Source organism: Streptomyces sp. NPDC017529 (genome assembly GCF_044329785.1).
Classification (GTDB): Bacteria; Actinomycetota; Actinomycetes; order Streptomycetales; family Streptomycetaceae; genus Streptomyces.
In genome coordinates this window covers 78,628-94,576 of record NZ_JBIRJY010000016.1, presented here as the reverse complement: position 1 = coordinate 94,576, position 15,949 = coordinate 78,628, and the positions used below count along the sequence as shown (strand labels likewise).

Sequence of the window (15,949 nt, the reverse complement as noted above, 5' to 3'; positions counted from 1 at the left end):
GCCGCGCCCGGCAGGAGCAGGCTGCCCCGACGCCCCGACCTGGGGGCGGCCACGCCGACACCGCCCGGCCCGGCCCCGCACAGGAAGGATCCCCTTGGTGAACGCCAGCCTCACCGACGTCTTCGAAGCCCCGCACCGCGCCACCATCGAGGCGTTCCGGCGCTTCGTCACCGAAGAGCTCGAACCGCTGTGGGACGAGTGCGGAGAACGTACCGCCGAGCACGTTCCCCAGGACATCAAACGCCACGTACGCCGCCGCTCGGCCGACCTGGGCTTCTACGGAGGCGAGTACCCGGCACACCTCGGCGGCCGAGACCTGCCGCTGACAGCCATGGCCGTACTGCGGCACCTCGCCGGCAGCAGCGGCTGCCCGCTGGCCCTCTTCGCCCTGCCCGGCCCCGAGGGCCCCAGCCCGCTGCTCACGCACGGCACCGAGGAACAGCAGCAGCGCTATCTGGCCCCCCTGGTCCGGGCGGAAAAGGCGCGCAGCCTCGGGCTCAGCGAACCCGGCGCCGGCTCGGACACCTTCCGTCTGTCGACCAGGGCGCGCCGGGTGGGAGACGACTGGGTCCTCAACGGCCACAAGATCTACCTGAGCAACCTCGATGTCGTCGACATCCTGCTGGTCTTCGCATCCACCACCGAGCGGGGCGGCCCGGACGGCACCGCCGTGTTCATCGTCGAGACCGACACCCCGGGGCTCGTCGCGAAGCAGTCCTTCCGCGCCATGTACGGCGAACCGCTGTACGAAGTCCTGCTCGATGACGTGCGCCTGCCCGGTGACGCGGTCCTCGGCGGCCCCGAACGGGCCCATCTGGCCGTGGGCCACGGGATGCTGAGCCTGCCGCGCGGGCGGGTACTGACCTCAGCGGACTGCAACGGGCTCGCGGAGTACGCCCTGCGCCTGGGCATCGAGCACGCCCGCACCCGGCAGGCGTTCGGCCGCCCCATCGGCACGTTCCAGCACGTACAGGAGCATCTGGTCACCTCCAGCACCGAACTTCAGGCGTCGAAGCTCCTGACGCTCGCCTGCACCCGCCACTTCGACCAGCACGGAGAGATGCCGCCCGAAAGCGCGGCCCAAGCCAAGATCACAGCGGCCGGCGCTCTGAACCGGACGGTGGACCGCGCGCTCCAGGTCCTGGGTGGCCGGGCCTACATGCAAGGCCACCCGCTCGAATTCCTCTACCGCTACGCGCGCATGATGCCGATCGTCGGCGGCACCACCGAAATCCAGAAAGTCATCGCCGCCCACGCCCTGGGCCTTGGCAGCCCTGCCCAGCCCCCTCCCGGGCTGGGCGACGAGGTATCCACCTCGCAGCTCCTGGAGGAGGCCACCGGATGAACACCCGTGCCAGGCCGCCCGGCAGCGGGAAGCTGCCCGCGCCGAGCGTCGCGAACGGACCTGCCCTACCGCCGTCTCCTGCTCCCGGCGACGGCCCCTACGACTGGTACCGGCACTGGGCCGCGACAACACCTGCGGCGTTCGCCGTCGACTGGGGGCCCGGACGGTGGACGTACGCCGAGCTGGAAGAGGCCGCCACGGCACTCGCCGGGCACCTGGCCCCAGCCGTGAGCCGCGGCGAGCCCGTCGTCGCGTGCCTCGACAATTCCCCGGCCCTGGTCGCGGTGGCCGTCGCAGCGGCGCGTCTCGGCGCCGTCTACCTGGCCCTGGGCCCCGAACCGCCGGTGGCCCGCGTCGAACAGCTTCTGCAGGACCTGCCCCCCGGCTGCCTGATCACCGGGGTGGGCGCCCCGCCGCCGGTCCCCGGTCACGGCCCGGGCCGCGAGCTCCGGCTGCCCGGTCCGTCCGTTCCTTCGGTGGTGGCGTACACCGCCCGCCTCCCTGGAGGCCGAGCTCAGCTTTCTGTCCCCACACGACATCTGTGCGCCGCATCCTCGTACGCGGTCGCCACTTCCGGAACCACCGGCGTGCCTAAGACTGTCGGTATTCCCTCCGAGGCGCTGGCCGCCTTCCTACGAGGGTGCGGCCGCGTGTACGAGCTGGGGCCCGGCAACCGGCACGCCCTCGCCCTCTGGCCCGCTTTCGACGCCCACCAGGCGGAAGTCTGGATGGCCCTGGCCTACGGTGCCACCCTCTGCATCCCGCCGCTGCCGCGCGAGATGGCCCACTCGGTCGGCGTCACCGCCGACTGGTGGCGGTCCACGGCCATCACTCACGCCTTTCTGCCCACCCCGGTCGCGGAACTCCTCTTCGACCGACCGTGGCCACAAGGACTGGCGCTCAAGCACGTCTTCGTCGGTGGGGACCGGCTCCGGTCCTGGCCGCAGCCGGGAACCACGGCCTGTGTGCACAACGTCTACGGGCCCTCGGAAGCGACGGTCTTCTGCGTCACCCGCCAGGTCTTCCCCCCGGTGGAAGGGGACGGCACCGGCGCTCCGCCGATCGGTCAGCCGACCGCCGGAATGACAGTGGGTGTCGTCGCCCCCGACGGCCATACGGTTCCCCGCGGCGAAAGCGGCGAACTGGTCCTCGCCGGACCGCAGTTGTCCGTCGGCTACCTCTCGCGCGTCAGTGACACCCAAGAGCGGTTCGGGCCCCTCGTGCTCAGCAGCGGCGGGGTGGCCCGACGGGCCTACCGCACGGGCGACCAGGTGCGGATGCGGGACGACGGAGTCCTGGAATTCCTCGGACGCCTGGACGACCAGGTCAAAATCAGCGGAGTACGCATCGAACCCGCCGAAGTGGAAGCCGCTCTGGAACGGTGCGGCTGCGGTGTCCGACAGGCCGTGGTCGTGGCCGACAAGCACGCGGACGACACCACCGGACGGCTGGTCGCCTTCCTGCGCCCGGCCGTCGGCACCAGCATCGACGGGCAAGAAGTCGTACGGCGCCTGCGCACCTGGCTGCCTGCCCAGGCCATCCCCTCGGACGTGCGTATCGTGGACGCCTTCCCCTGTACGGACAACGGAAAGGTCGACCGCCGGGCACTGCTCGACAGATGCTCCGCACCGGGCACCGCCGCGCAACCGGAAGCAGCCGGATCCGCCGCGGCGCGAACCGACGGGCCCCACTCCGCGCCGCCCGAGGTGACCTCGCTGGTCGTGCGCACCTGCGAACACCTGCTGCACATGGAGGGCCTGGGTCCTGGCGACAACTTCTTCCGCATCGGCGGCTCCTCGCTGGCCGCCATGAAACTCGTCCACACCCTGGAAGCGGCCTTCGGCGTCCGACTCAAGGTGGCAGAAGTGCTGCGCCGACCCGACCTCGCCGCCATCGCCCGGCACGTCGCGGAACGCCGTGCCGTACCCCGTCCCGAATGAACCGCTCCGACCCTCCCGCCCCACGGACAGCTCCGACCGGATCCGTCACCGCCCCCGAACCGCAACGACCGGCAGGAGCCGACAGGTGCCAGCGATGAACCGGCAACAACCACCCCCGGGCTCCACAGCCGGCCCCCGCCCCACCGGCCTGGTGCCGCTCGGAACCACCGGCTGGCACCTGTGGCGCGATGTCCTCCTGCGCGGCGCCGGATTCCCGGCCCGCCTCGTGGAGGAACTGGCCGATCCCGCCCTGGCGCGTACCGCCGACGCGTTCCTGGGCGGCACGGCCTCGACCGACGACTACCGTGCCGCCTTCGACGCGGCGGTGGCGCGCCTGGGCGGCGTCATCCGGCGGACAGCCGCCGATGGCCGCTTCCGAGAGGCCGTCGCCTGGCAGAACCAGGCCCTGGTCTCCGACTGCCTGGACAAGGCGGCACGAGGGGAGCCGCGCAACCGACGGGGACGCGGACATGAGGAGACGATCGTCGCCCACCTTCAGCGCTACGCGCTGAAGAACGACACCATCGGCTTCTTCGGCCCCGTGGGCTGGGCCGTATGGACGGAGCCGGACGAGGACGACGCGGCAGGACAGCGGCAGGACCGGCTGCGGGTCACACCGGGGCCGGACTTCCTGCGCCGGCGCGCGGTCTACTTCGAGAGCTGGGCGGTCGACGCCGTCGCCGAAGCACTCGCCCGGAACCCGGCCCTGACCCGCTGGCTTCTCCCGTGCCGCGACCCCGCGCTGCTGATCTCCGGCGGCCTCGCCCGGCGGCCCTGGGGCTCCCCGCTGCCGCTCTCCCCCGCCCAGGCCACGCTGCTCAAGTCATGCGACGGGAGCCGGCCCGCGGCAGACCTGGCCCGCGATTTGGCCGGCTCGGGCCGCCCCTACCCTGCGGAAGCCGACATCGTCACCGAACTGACCGGTCTGCGTGACGCGGGGCTGATCACGCTCGGCCTCGAAGGGCCGGTCGAAATGCGGCCGGAGATCACCCTCCGGAAGAAGCTGTCCACCATCGGCGACCCGGCCGCGCGGAAGCGGGCTTTGGCCGTCGTGGACCGGCTGCTCGGCGCACAGGCCGACGTCGGCCGGGCCGCGGGCGCCCCCGACGCCCTCGTCACGGCAATCGGCAAGCTCAACGCCGAGTTCGAGCAGGTCACGGACCAGTCCGCCGTACGGCTCCACGGACAGACCTACGCGGGACGCACCATCGTCTTCGAGGAGACCGTCCGCGACGTACGGGCGGAACTCGGCACGGCCCTCCGCGACGAACTGGCCGCCCCGCTCGGTCTCGTACTGGACAGCGCCAGATGGCTCGCCAATCGCATCGCAGCCGAATACGCCGCGTACTTCCGGAAACTGCACCGCGACTGGACCGTCCGGCACCCAGGAACCGATCTGCCGCTCGCCGCCTTGCTGGATCTCGCCGGACCACAACTCGCCTTCGCCATGGGGAGCCTTCCGGCACCAGTCCAGACCGCTGTCCAGGATTTTCAACAGCGATGGAGGCAGGTCCTGGGCGAGGCAGCCCGACACGAAGGCGGTGAACCCGTCCGGCTCGCCTCCCGGCAGATCGCCGACCGGGCCCGGGACGCATTCCCCGCCACCCGCCCCGCCGTGTCGACGGCCGTCCACCACTCCCCAGACGTGATGATCGCCGCGCCTTCCCAGGAAGCGGTCCGCCGCGGCGACTACCAAGCCGTCCTGGGCGAGCTGCACGTAGCCTTCAACAGCCTGGAGAACCGCACCGCGGTCGAACACCACCCTGCTCCGGAGCAGCTGCGGGCCCGGGACGCGGCGGACCACGGCGGTCGGCGCATCTACATGGTGCCCCCGAAATCCGACTGGTGGATCTCGATCAGCAACCGGCTGACCCCACCCACGGCCATGCCGGCCCACGACACCGTGTACTGGAGCACACGAAACCCCTGCATGGACCCGCCCGGCAGGTTCTTGGCGCTCGCCGACCTCTTCGTACACGTCGCTGACGAACCAAAAGCCCTGGAAGTCCACGACGGCGCGGGTACCTTCCGCGCGCCCTTGCTGGAGGTGCTCAGCGAGCCGCTCGCCGGCGTCACCGTCAACAGCTTCCGCCCGCTGCCTGCCGCCCGCCACCGGGGCCGGGTCACCATCGACAACCTTGTCATCACCCGGGAGGCTTGGACCCTGCCCGTCGCGGAACTGACCTGGGCCTCGCTACGGAAGGAACCGGAACGCTTCCTCGCCGCCCGATCCTGGCGCGCCGACAACGGCCTGCCCGACCGCCTCTTCGCCAAAATCCCCGGCGAAACCAAGCCGGTTTTCCTGGACCTCACCAGCATTCCGCTCGTCAATCTCTTCGCCCGCGCCACCCGGCGCGTCCTTCAGCACACCCCAGAGGCAACCATCACCCTCACCGAAATGCTTCCCGGCACCAACCAAACCTGGCTCACCGACCACGCTGGCGAACGATACGCCTCGGAACTGCGCATCATTGCCGTCGACCCGCTGCTGGGCCGAGAGGGTTAAAAGCTGTCCGGTGAATCGTGGGCCGACGGCGCCCTGATGACTTGTACCGACACCTGAGGTAGGCCGCGAGCGCAAAGTAGAAGACCGCGTTGATCAGCGGCGCGTCTTTTCGCACGCCTCGCACACGGCGTGACCGCGGGCGGAAATGGTCAGGCCGCTTCCGGGGCGGAGGCATCCTTGATGACCGGGCCCAGGCCAGCCCCGGCCGCAGGAAGGCGGGGTGTGGCAGTGGCCGTGGATCACTGACCATCGCATCAGTGCGGCCCGCTTCCGCGGCATCGACCTGGCGCGCATCGTCGTCGCCGTCGACCCAGCTGGCGGGGAGTCGGCGGTCGGCGACGAGACCGGCATCGTGGCCGTCGCCCGCGACCGGGCCGGGCATCTGTACGTCCTCGATGACCGCTCCGGCGACGCGTGAGGCCGGGAGGCGTGCCTGCTGGCGATCGAGCTGCGTGCGGACGCCATCACGGTGGAGTCGAACTACGGCGGCGACATGTCCCGGCAGATCCTGCGTCAGGCGTGGCAGGAGTTGCAGCGCGAGCAGCGCACCGAGGGCCTGCCCATGCCGGCGGTGCTGTCGGTGACGGCCAAGCACGGCAAACGGCTCAGGGCCGAGCCGATCGCCCAGCTCTACGAGCAGGGCGGACCTCACCGACACCGTGCAGCAGTTCCCCACTTCACGAGGCGTCGCCGAGTTGGAACGCGATGCCATGATCGGCGGGCAGCGCGTCGACCTGCTTTTCACCGCACCAGAGGGCGACACCGCCGTACTCGTAGACGTCGGAGCACCGCCCGGCCGCAATCCTGCACGGCGCCTGCGTTTGATGCACGAGCGTGCCCGCCTGCTGATCGGGCTGACGTCCGGCGGCCTGGGTGCGAAAGCCGGCAGCGTCGAGCGAGTTGTCCGCGTTCCTGCATGGCGCATTCTCGCGGGCCCGCACATGCTGGCGCCGCTGTTCGACTGAGTGACAGGTCGGCCCTGCACGGCTGACCGGACATCCGACAGGGGGGCAGTCGTGACAAGTATTCCGAGGACCAAAGACGTCCTGAAAAGCCTCAAGCGAGACGTGACCGTAGGAGTGCATTCCACCCGAGAACTCGTCGGAAGGTCGAGGAAGCTGCCGTCGAGAAGGAGCACGAGCGGCAGGATATGTTCCAGAAGCGCCAGGAAGAGGGCAAGACGAAGCCAGGCGACACTTACGCGCCGCTGCGCCGCAAGCCGGGCCTGCGTCCACTGCCCGGCGAGGAACTTGGCTTGTCAGCGCGGTTGACGTTCTGGGACGTACTGCACTACCTCGCTCGCGGCCTCGCACTGTCCCAGCGCGGCGCCTCGCACGGACTGGCAGAACACTGGGGCAGCCTCAAGTACTGCCAAGCGCTCAGCGCTGACGCCGAAACCCATCTCAAGGTGCCCAAAGAGGGAAAAAGGATTGCCATGTATTACAGGGTGCCGCAATCCGTGGAGCTGGGACAGGCTTTTGCGTTGGCGATCAGTGAGGAGATTCTCACCCATCGCTATACCGGCATCTCAATCGTACGCGCCGACACAGCTCTGAGTGCCGGCTGGACACTGACCAGCCGGGACAAAGCAAAAACAAAAACCGTCGGCTACCAGTACCGCCCGCAGTTCTTCGCCGAGGTTTGGAAGCCGGGAGATTCCTCACGCGTCTTTCCGATCGCCTGTAAGGGAAACCACAGCGATCGGCGGAAAGTGTACGAGCAACTCGCGTCGTCGGCTGTTTATGCGGACGGAGTGCACATCGGAGCCTGGGACGAGACGCCGGCCCTGTTGTTCAGCACAGAGATTTCCCTGAGCGACCCGCTCACCGTTCATGTCCTGCAGGCCGATGGCCCCGGCGGCTGGCTGCACATCCCGGATGACGCGCCCGCTGCCGATATCGGCCTGCCGGTAGGTGACGAGAATCCGGCCGTTGGCATCTTCGAGCCCGGATGCCCAGTCGGTCCCAGGTACTACGAGTGGTTCCAGCGCGCCCTGGCACGGGTCGGGGCCGCCGGGCTCACGGCCTTCGCTGGCGACGGCGAGTCCACCGCTGCTCTCCTCACCGCACGCCAAGGCAGCGACTTCTTTCAAGGTTTTGCGCATGCTGCTGCCGGCAGTATCCATGACGCGCGTTACACGTTGCTGGGCGAGGAGTTCGAGGGCACGGATCATGTCTTTCGACTCAACGGCGAGCGGGTTCAGGCATTCTCCGGCGTCGCGAAGGACATACTCGATGCCCTCCTCACCAGGGAGAGTGAGGAGCGAAGCGCCGACATCGCCGCCTACCGGCAACGGGTCCACGCATGGAGGACCAAACCGAACGGGACGTTCTGGGACGACAAGTGGGACGGCGTGGTCTCGATCAGCCGGGACGGCACCGTGCTGGCCATGCGCCAGATTGCGCCATTCCAGAACGAGTGAAGGACCACCGCAGACCGCGGCATGCCGGCGAACCTTTGCGAGACCAAGATCCGGACCATACACGGACCAACGTTCCTCCAGCGGCGCTCACAGCCAGCATTACATCAGGTCAGCGCCATATTGCACCCTGTACCACCAACAGACGAAGAATCTGTTGGTGAGCTACTCGCCGAAGAAGCTGGGGTTCTTCTAAACGCACCAAGAAAGCGTTCGACCTGCACTAATACAGACTAGGCGCCCTTCGCGGCGCTTCCTCAGGGGAAGCGGTCGAATAGGCGCTTCCTCAGTCCATATTCCACCCATACACCCGCGCTGACCAACCGCTCCGGGCCACCCGTGGGCCAAATCTCCGTTCAGCCCTCGGATACGGTCTCCGTACTGCCGCCCCACCGGCGCATCGATTCCTCAAGCAGGTGGTCGGTGTGACCACGAACCTCGGCGAGGAACTTGACATAGTAGCGGAACACCACCACGGTGCTCCGCCCGGCCCGACAGCCTCATGTGGCGGGAACAACACCGGATACCAAACAGAACGAAATCTCTGCGTGACGAAAATCGTAGGGGTGCCCAGCCAGCTCCTGCGCCTACTCGGCGGAGTGTTGGGGCGGCCTCGTCGGCGAAGGCCGGCGCCTCTCACTCGCAGCCCCGTAATGACGCTTGTGGGAGACGTTTGGTTGATCGCTGCTTCCTTGCACTTCGTGGACTTTGCTGCGGCCGGGTAACCGTCGAATTGTGGCAGCACAACGCGTCAGCCCGCGACGCAAGACCTCCAGCTCTCCCAGCTCACTGGCCAGAGCCGCACCGCTGCGGCCAGGACAAAGTCGGTCGTCGAGAGATAACGCGGGCCGTCCGGGCCCACTCACAACCGGGAAAGGTACACTTCGAGCTCGCCCACATCCTGGTCTCGCACACCGAATGTCCGCCGGAGACGATCCAGCGTCACCCAGCTCCGCTCACCGCTCCGGGGAACACCGTGCACTCCGAGGTATGCCAGTTCGAAGGCCGCAGCCGTACGCACAGTGGCCGGGTGATCGTCACGGCAGGCAACGGAGCTCCACCGAGCCCCGGGTACATCCGTGCTCCTGAAGCCACGGCCCTCACCTGCCGCATAACACCTCCGGCCCTCTGCTGCACCTCGGCCACCGCACCCGCATCACCACCGCCCTCCTACGCCGTCGAAAACGACTATCCGGAGCACAGCAAGCGCGTCGAACACCACGCACCAGACCCGCCCCCGACCGCAGGAATCCCCGCCGGAACCAGCCGACGGGGATTCCTCACCTCCCACCTGCCGTCACCGTTCGGTCCGCTGCTCTTCCTGCTGCTGTGGGCGGTCGTCACGTGACGGCGCGTGGCTGACGGCGCCGCCCCGGTGCTGGGGCGTCTTCCCCGTCTCCGTCACCGGCCGGTCGTACCGCAGGTCCTCGAAGAGCCGGGCCGACCTCCTGGCGTCCCACTTCAGTACGTTGCCCTTGGGCGTGGGGACGCCGATGCCGGACACGGGCACGTTGATCTGTTTGCCGTGTCCGCCCGCGACGCTCTGTACGGCGAGGAAGATCCTGCTGAGCTCACGCAGGCTCATGTCCTTGTCGACGATGAGCGTGTCGAGCCCGGCCTGCATGGCCGGACCGATCTGCAGCGGGTCGAAGAGAGTGTCGGGCCGGGCGGCCTGGTGGGCGAGGGTCGACAGGAACTTCTGCTGGTTCCTCGACCGGCCCAAGTCGCCCTCCTTCTCCTGGTGCCGCTGGCGGACGAAGGCGAGTGCCTGTTTGCCGCTCAGGGTGTGGCAGCCCTTGCGCAGGTCGGCGCCCGACTTCTCGTCCTTGATGTCCCGGTCCAGGCACATCCGGACGCCGCCGATGGCGTCGACGATGTTCACGAACCCGGCGAAGCCGATCTCCGCATAGTGATCGATGCGCAGCCCGGTGTTCTTCTCGACGGTATGGGCGAGCAGTTCGGGACCGCCGTAAGAGAAGGCGGCGTTCAGCTTGTCCCTCTCAGGCCGCTTGGGCTTGCCCGTCGACGTGTCAAGGCGGCCGGGCACGGTGATCCAGGAGTCGCGCGGCAGGCTGACCATGCTGGTTCCCCTGGCCCCGGAGTGGAGCAGCATCATCGAGTCGGTGCGCCGACCGCCACCCCCGCCGGCGTGCAGGTCTTCCACGTCGTCCGCCGAGAGTCCGTCGCGGCTGTCCGAGCCCACGATGAGGTAGTTGGTCCCCTCACCGGGCGGCGGTCGGTCCCCGTACGCGCCGAGATCGACATCACGTTGTAGCCGGGTATCGGCCCAGCCGTACGTGCCGCCCGACGCGACGACCACGACGGCCAGCAGGACGAGCACCGCCCGCCGCAGCCTCTTGCGCTTCTTCGGCTGCCGGGCGTGGGCGCGCCGGGGCCCGTAGCGCGAACTGGGACGTTCGGCGAACCGCTCACGCGCGGCGGCGTCTTCCGGGGCCGCGTACGAGTCCTGGCCGGCGTACGAACCCGGGGCAGCGTACAGATCTGGATCGGCATACAGGTCCGGAGCGGCAAGCGGATCTGGATCGGCATACGGCTCGGGCTCGACGTACGGGCCTCGGCTGCCTCCCGGCTCCGGGTGCCACAGCTCGCCCGTCACCCGCACCGGCCCCCGGTGCTCGGGACGGCTCCCGACGTCGCCGTGCCGGCCCTGCTCCCCTGTGGGTGTGGTGCGTCCGGCCCGCTGGTCAAGCGGGTCTGTCATGGTCAGCTCCCTCGGTCATGTCCCAGGTCGGACTTACGCGGCCACTCACCGGTTCCCCTCCCGTCCGCTCCGTGCCCTCACTGCGGCGACAGGCTCCGCCGCGGGGGCAACTCCTCCAGCGGATCTCCGGACGTCTGTGCGGACGGTGCTCCGAGCAGATACGGGTCGGCGGTTCCGGCTCGCTTCATGCTGTGCCACTTCAGGCGGGTGCCGAGCAGCGCCGTGATCACGGAGTGGATGACCACCAGGTACATCAACTGCCGGTAGACGAACTGCTGGAGCGGCAGCACCCACAGCACACGCAGTCGCTCGCGGTCGAGCCGCAGCGCGTACGCGGCGGTGACCAACTGAACGGCGAGGAACCCGAACCAGACGAGGGCGGCCTCCACGGGGTCGCGGAACAGCGCCCCGAAGAGGGCGAACAGGTCCACGACCGGTGCGCACAGCGGCAGCACGATCTGGAACAGCGTGACGTAGAGCATCACGCGACGGCCGAAGCGTCCGGCGGGGCCGACCTCCTTCGCCGAGTGCCGGTGCTTCCACATCGACTGGAGGGTGCCGTAGCACCAGCGGTAGCGCTGGCGCCACAGCTGTCGTACGGTGCTGGGCACCTCGGTCCAGGCCACCGCCGACTCCTCGTAGACGACGCGCCAGCCGGCCCGCCAGAGCGCCATCGTGAGATCGGTGTCCTCGGCCAGGGTCTCGTCGCTGACACCGCCGACGCCCATCAGCGCGTCCCTGCGGAAGGCGCCGATCGCCCCCGGAACCGTCGGCATGCACTCCAGGACCTCGAACATCCGCCGGTCGAGGTTGAAACCGAGGACGTACTCCAGGTGCTGCCATTTGCCCATGAGGCGGCGCCGGTTGCCGACCTTGGTGTTGCCGCTGACCGCGCCGACCGCCGGGTGGGCGAGCGGTTGGATCAGCCGGGCCAGCGCCGCGGGTTCGAAGATGGTGTCCGCGTCGACCATGACGACGATGTCGTGCCGGGCGTGCGCCAAGCCGGTGTTGAGGGCGCTGGGCTTGCCGCCGTTGGGCTGCCGGATCACCGTCACCCGCGGATCGTCGATGCCCTCGGCGATGTCAGCGGTGGAGTCGGTCGAGCCGTCGTCGATCACGATGATCTGCAAGTGCGGGTGGGTGGAAGCGAGTAGCGAGTACACGGTGGAGGCGATGCCGGCCTCCTCGTTGTACGCCGGCACCAGGACCGTCACCGGGTCCTGCACCGCGCGCAGCCGTGGTGCGCCGGGCCGGTACCGGTGCAGCCTGCGTACGTGGAGCCTGGCGAACACCGCGAACAGGAGCATCCGCAGGACGCCGAGCGCACCCGTGAGGGTCAGCGTCCACACCATCACGGTGAGGAAGGCGTGCCCGATCCGCTGCGACCAGATCAGCCCCTCCCCCTTGATCTCCTCGGTGACCGGGACCTCTTCGAGGAAGGAGGAACGGCCGAGTCCGCCGCTGATGGTGGTGAACCGCTTCACGCTGCGGTCCCCCAGCAAATCCTTGGCCTCGTGGTAGCCGAGGTCGGTCTGGCTGTGCTGCGTCACCACCCCACGCCACGGCTTGCGGTCCTTGTGATCCGAGGCGACCACCAGATACCCCTGAGCCGCCGCGCGCTTCGCGGCCGGCCACTCGGGCCCGCAGAGCGTGTCCGCAGCCGTGGTGTGCGGCAGCCTCAGCAGGGTGGTGTTGATGCCCGCCGCACCTGCGAAAGCGGTTTGGGTGAGCGGCAGTTCAAGCCGCGCGCGCAGCGGTGAGGCGACACCGAGATCGCCGCCGCTGTAGGCGTACGAACCGATCTCGTGCCCCTCGCGCACTATCTGCCGCACCAGCTCCGGGTGCCGGGCCGCGTCCTTCCCGTAGACGAAGAAGGTCGCCCGCGCATGGTGCCTGCGCAGCAGGTCGAGCAGACGCGGCGTCCACACCGGGTCGGGCTCGCCGTCGAAGGTGAGCGCGACGGTCCCGGGTGGCATGGCCGCGGTGGCGACCCCCTTCGGGCCGAACCGCAGCAGCGGCTTCCCGTCATCCGCCTCACGCGGGATCGGCCGGGTGCACGGCGGCTTGGTGCGCGCGGCGTCGACCTGGTGGGTCGTCCAGCCCTCGAAGACCAGGACGACGGCGACCACCAGGAGGACCAGCAGGAGCACGAGCCAGTGTCCGCGCGGCGGCCGCCGAACAGTGGCGGCGTGCCGGCTCACTGCTTCGGGCCTCCGGCCGACGGGGCGGATCTGCCGGCCGGCGGGCGGCGGTGGTCGCGGTCCGCTTGGGCCCTGGCCGACGGCCGGTGTGCATCAACTCGGACCGGTGCGCCCCGGCCGTACTGCGACTTGCCGGTGTCCGGACCGGAAGGCACCGGTCCGTTCATACTCGGCGGGTGCGTGCCGACGGGCTGCCGGAGTCCGCTGACCAGCATGCCGACGAACAGCAGATACCCGAGGCAGGTGCAGCCCACGGCCAGCGCCACGCCTTGCAGCGTCCGCCTGCGCCAACCGGACTGGGAGATGAAGACGGGATGTCGGGGAACGGCGGCCTCGGGACGCCGTGCCGCCGGGGGCACGCGAGGTACCGAGCCCTGGTGTGGCATGCGCTGTGTCATGTCCCACCCCGTTTGCTGCGCCGGGTACTGCTCCCTGCGGGCAGGGGGTACGGGCGACAATCGCCCGTCGTGCGGTGTGCTGGCTATGTGGGGGATGCCCTGCACTGGTACTCCTGATCTGCGGCCGCGCACGCGCGACTCTTTATGTGTGGGGGATACGGACCCGGGGGTCCGCTGTACTGCCCGTGAGACGTCGGCGCCGCATCCCGGTGCCCGGCGCGTACGGACGCTTCCGTACGCGCGCATGCCATGCGCCCTTCCCGGGTGGGGCCGGGAAGGGCACGTACGCATGTGCCCTCGCAAGGACCGGGAGGGCAGGATGCAGCCCTCAGTGATCACGCAGCCCCCCGACCCTACTCGCGCACCCGGGTGGCACGGCAACAGGCCATTCTGGCCTTCACCTCGCGATAAACGACATTTACAACGACGAAATCACGCTCACACTCGACGTCGCGACGCGCTCCGTCCTTGCCTGTGTGCAGGCCGCCCACCACTGCCTGCGTCCAGATCGCCCGCCCACTCCAGACGCACCGTGCCCCCTACGACCTGCGCCTGTCGCCAGAGCAACTGGCGGCCGTCAAGGACGAATTCGCCGAAGTCGCCGCCCGGCACGCCGCGCCCCCGGACGCCGTTCCGACACCGGCGCCCCGACTGCTCCCGTATCAGCGTCGGCACAGTTTGGCTTGGTCTGTGCGTCAGTTGGGGACGAACGCTTTGCCCAGTGAGGTGAAGGGCACGCCTTGTTCGTCGTCGCCGACGGACCAGGAGGCCGTCAGGCTCCAGTCCTTTCCCTTCTTCTTCAAGGCTCCTTGGAAGGGCAGGTGGCGGGTCTGCCCGTCCACCTGGGTCAGCACGTCGAGGGTGACCGAGAAGTAGACCCTTCCGTCCATGGCTTTGCGCATGGTGACGGACGTGAGCTGCACGGCAGCATCGACGGAGGACTGGAACTCGCCTTTGAAGGAATAATTGCGGTAGGTCTTGCCGCCCTTCTTTGTGCTGCGAATCTCAACAATCAGGTGAACGGAGACCTGGGGAAGGCATGTCGGCCAGGCGACGTCCAGGTTCTTTTGCAGCCAGGTCGCGAGGTCGGACGACTTGACGCCCTGCAGGCTGCCGCGCTGCACGAGCGGCGGTCCGGTCTGCACTACTGACAGTTTCACTGTCTGCTGGGGCGTGATGACGATGTCGTCGTGCTTGTCGGGCGAACTTGTCACGTCAGTTCCTTAGACGGATGCGGCAATGCCATTTCGTCGGCATCACCTAATTCCTGCGGCGTCACACCCCGCCAGCCTGACACCTGCTTGAGGCGGGCGCCCGGCGGCGCGGCCGCTTCCGGCGGTCGGACAGACACCCGTACGGCACGCCGGGCCGGGTGCTGCGGGGCGCCCGCCCGCGGTCGACGAATAGGCATTTGGACTGTTCGAGTGGCATATGCGGCGATCATGACTCGGGCGGATACCCATACCTGTGCCGGACTGTGACCGCACGGAAGGAAGGCGTCAGCGATGCGGCGTCACTCACTGTGTTCCGCGGCCGCCCTGGCGGCGGTCGCCCTCGGGGCCCAGCTCACACTCGCGCAGCCACTCGCGGCAGCGGACTCGAAGTGCCAGCTGTACGCCCCGAACAGCAAGGACAGGGAAGCCTTCGAGCCGTACAACCAGCTGGACATCACGCTGAGCGCGAAAGACGCGAAGACGAAACTTGCCGCGCTCAAAAAAACCACGGAGACAGCCTCTCCGGAGTACAACCGCACCGAGCAGTTCGGCGGCTGGGAACCAATGGATCACAAACTCACGGTGCGCTACAAAGTGAAAGGGGCGTGGGTCACAAAAGAGATCACCCGAAGCAAGGACAAGGAAAAATGCGGCACGGACCTGGCGGTCCTCTACCGTGATCGCATCGAGGACCAGGCCTTCAACGTGAAGGACGGAGAGTGCCGGGTCACCCAGGGAACCTGGGACAGTGCTTACGACAAGAAGAGGGTCAGCAGAGCGAAAAAGAATGTACACAACCAGGTGGTGAACATCGACCACATGGTGCCCCTGAAGAATGTATGGGAATCCGGCGGATTCAAGTGGTACAAGAGCTCTTCGGAAAAGGCGAAACTGAAGAAGATCGCCAACGACCTGGTAAACCCGCAGCTGCTGGCGGTGACGAGTTCGTGCAACCAGTCGAAGGGGGACGGCGTTCCCGGCGGTGAAGGCAAGGAGAACTGGGAGCCCCGGAACAAGGAGTACTGGTGCGACTACAGCAGGGCGTGGGTGGAAGTGAAAGACACCTACGAGCTCACAGTCGCCGACGGGGAAAGAACCAGGCTGGCAGAGATGCTCGGCGAATGCGGGTGACCGGCTGACGGTCCTGCTTGCCAGGCGTGTCGTCGGTGACGGCGAAGGGGGTTGCCCGCCGGCGCAAGGGGCC

The 15,949-nt window shown here is 68.5% G+C and carries 10 protein-coding genes; 7 read left to right on the top strand and 3 right to left on the bottom strand.

The genetic code is table 11. From position 1 onward, the window contains the following. Window positions 1-97: 97 nt before the first annotated feature. From ACH4K4_RS30310 to ACH4K4_RS30285, 6 genes are all read left to right on the top strand, one after another. On the top strand, window positions 98-1,345 hold the full coding sequence (locus ACH4K4_RS30310) for an acyl-CoA dehydrogenase family protein (protein ID WP_398171684.1): 1,248 nt from the start codon (window positions 98-100) through the stop codon (window positions 1,343-1,345). Then, window positions 1,342-3,285, top strand: coding sequence for an AMP-binding protein (locus ACH4K4_RS30305; RefSeq protein ID WP_398171683.1), 1,944 nt, complete (start codon window positions 1,342-1,344; stop codon window positions 3,283-3,285). The genes ACH4K4_RS30310 and ACH4K4_RS30305 overlap by 4 nt, the downstream gene beginning before the upstream one ends. Window positions 3,286-3,379: 94 nt before the next feature. Continuing rightward, window positions 3,380-5,791, top strand: coding sequence for a lantibiotic dehydratase (locus ACH4K4_RS30300; RefSeq protein ID WP_398171682.1), 2,412 nt, complete (start codon window positions 3,380-3,382; stop codon window positions 5,789-5,791). A gap of 220 nt (window positions 5,792-6,011) precedes the next feature. Beyond that, on the top strand, window positions 6,012-6,209 hold the full coding sequence (locus tag ACH4K4_RS30295; RefSeq protein ID WP_398171681.1) for a hypothetical protein: 198 nt from the start codon (window positions 6,012-6,014) through the stop codon (window positions 6,207-6,209). A 241-nt stretch (window positions 6,210-6,450) separates the two neighbouring features. Next, window positions 6,451-6,756 carry a hypothetical protein gene (locus ACH4K4_RS30290; protein ID WP_398171680.1) on the top strand — a complete coding sequence of 102 codons (306 nt, stop codon included), beginning with the start codon at window positions 6,451-6,453 and terminating at the stop codon, window positions 6,754-6,756. Window positions 6,757-6,941: 185 nt separating this feature from the next. Beyond that, the gene (locus ACH4K4_RS30285) at window positions 6,942-8,213 is read left to right on the top strand and encodes a hypothetical protein (protein ID WP_398171679.1); all 1,272 of its coding nucleotides are present in this window, start codon (window positions 6,942-6,944) and stop codon (window positions 8,211-8,213) included. A gap of 1,294 nt (window positions 8,214-9,507) precedes the next feature. Here ACH4K4_RS30285 and ACH4K4_RS30280 read toward each other — a convergent pair. The 3 genes from ACH4K4_RS30280 to ACH4K4_RS30270 form a co-directional block, all read right to left on the bottom strand. Beyond that, window positions 9,508-10,932, bottom strand: a complete 1,425-nt coding sequence (locus tag ACH4K4_RS30280) for an LCP family protein (RefSeq protein ID WP_398171678.1) — start codon at window positions 10,930-10,932, stop codon at window positions 9,508-9,510. 77 nt (window positions 10,933-11,009) lie between these two features. Further along, window positions 11,010-13,133 (bottom strand): bifunctional polysaccharide deacetylase/glycosyltransferase family 2 protein, encoded by a 2,124-nt coding sequence (locus ACH4K4_RS30275; RefSeq protein WP_398171677.1) that lies wholly within the window; start codon window positions 13,131-13,133, stop codon window positions 11,010-11,012. 1,093 nt (window positions 13,134-14,226) lie between these two features. Further along, entirely contained in the window at window positions 14,227-14,745 is a 519-nt protein-coding gene (locus ACH4K4_RS30270; protein WP_398171676.1) for a hypothetical protein, read from the bottom strand. 291 nt (window positions 14,746-15,036) lie between these two features. Here ACH4K4_RS30270 and ACH4K4_RS30265 point away from each other — a divergent pair, with 291 nt between their 5' ends. Then, window positions 15,037-15,876 carry a DUF1524 domain-containing protein gene (locus ACH4K4_RS30265; protein WP_398171675.1) on the top strand — a complete coding sequence of 280 codons (840 nt, stop codon included), beginning with the start codon at window positions 15,037-15,039 and terminating at the stop codon, window positions 15,874-15,876. Window positions 15,877-15,949 lie beyond the last annotated feature (73 nt).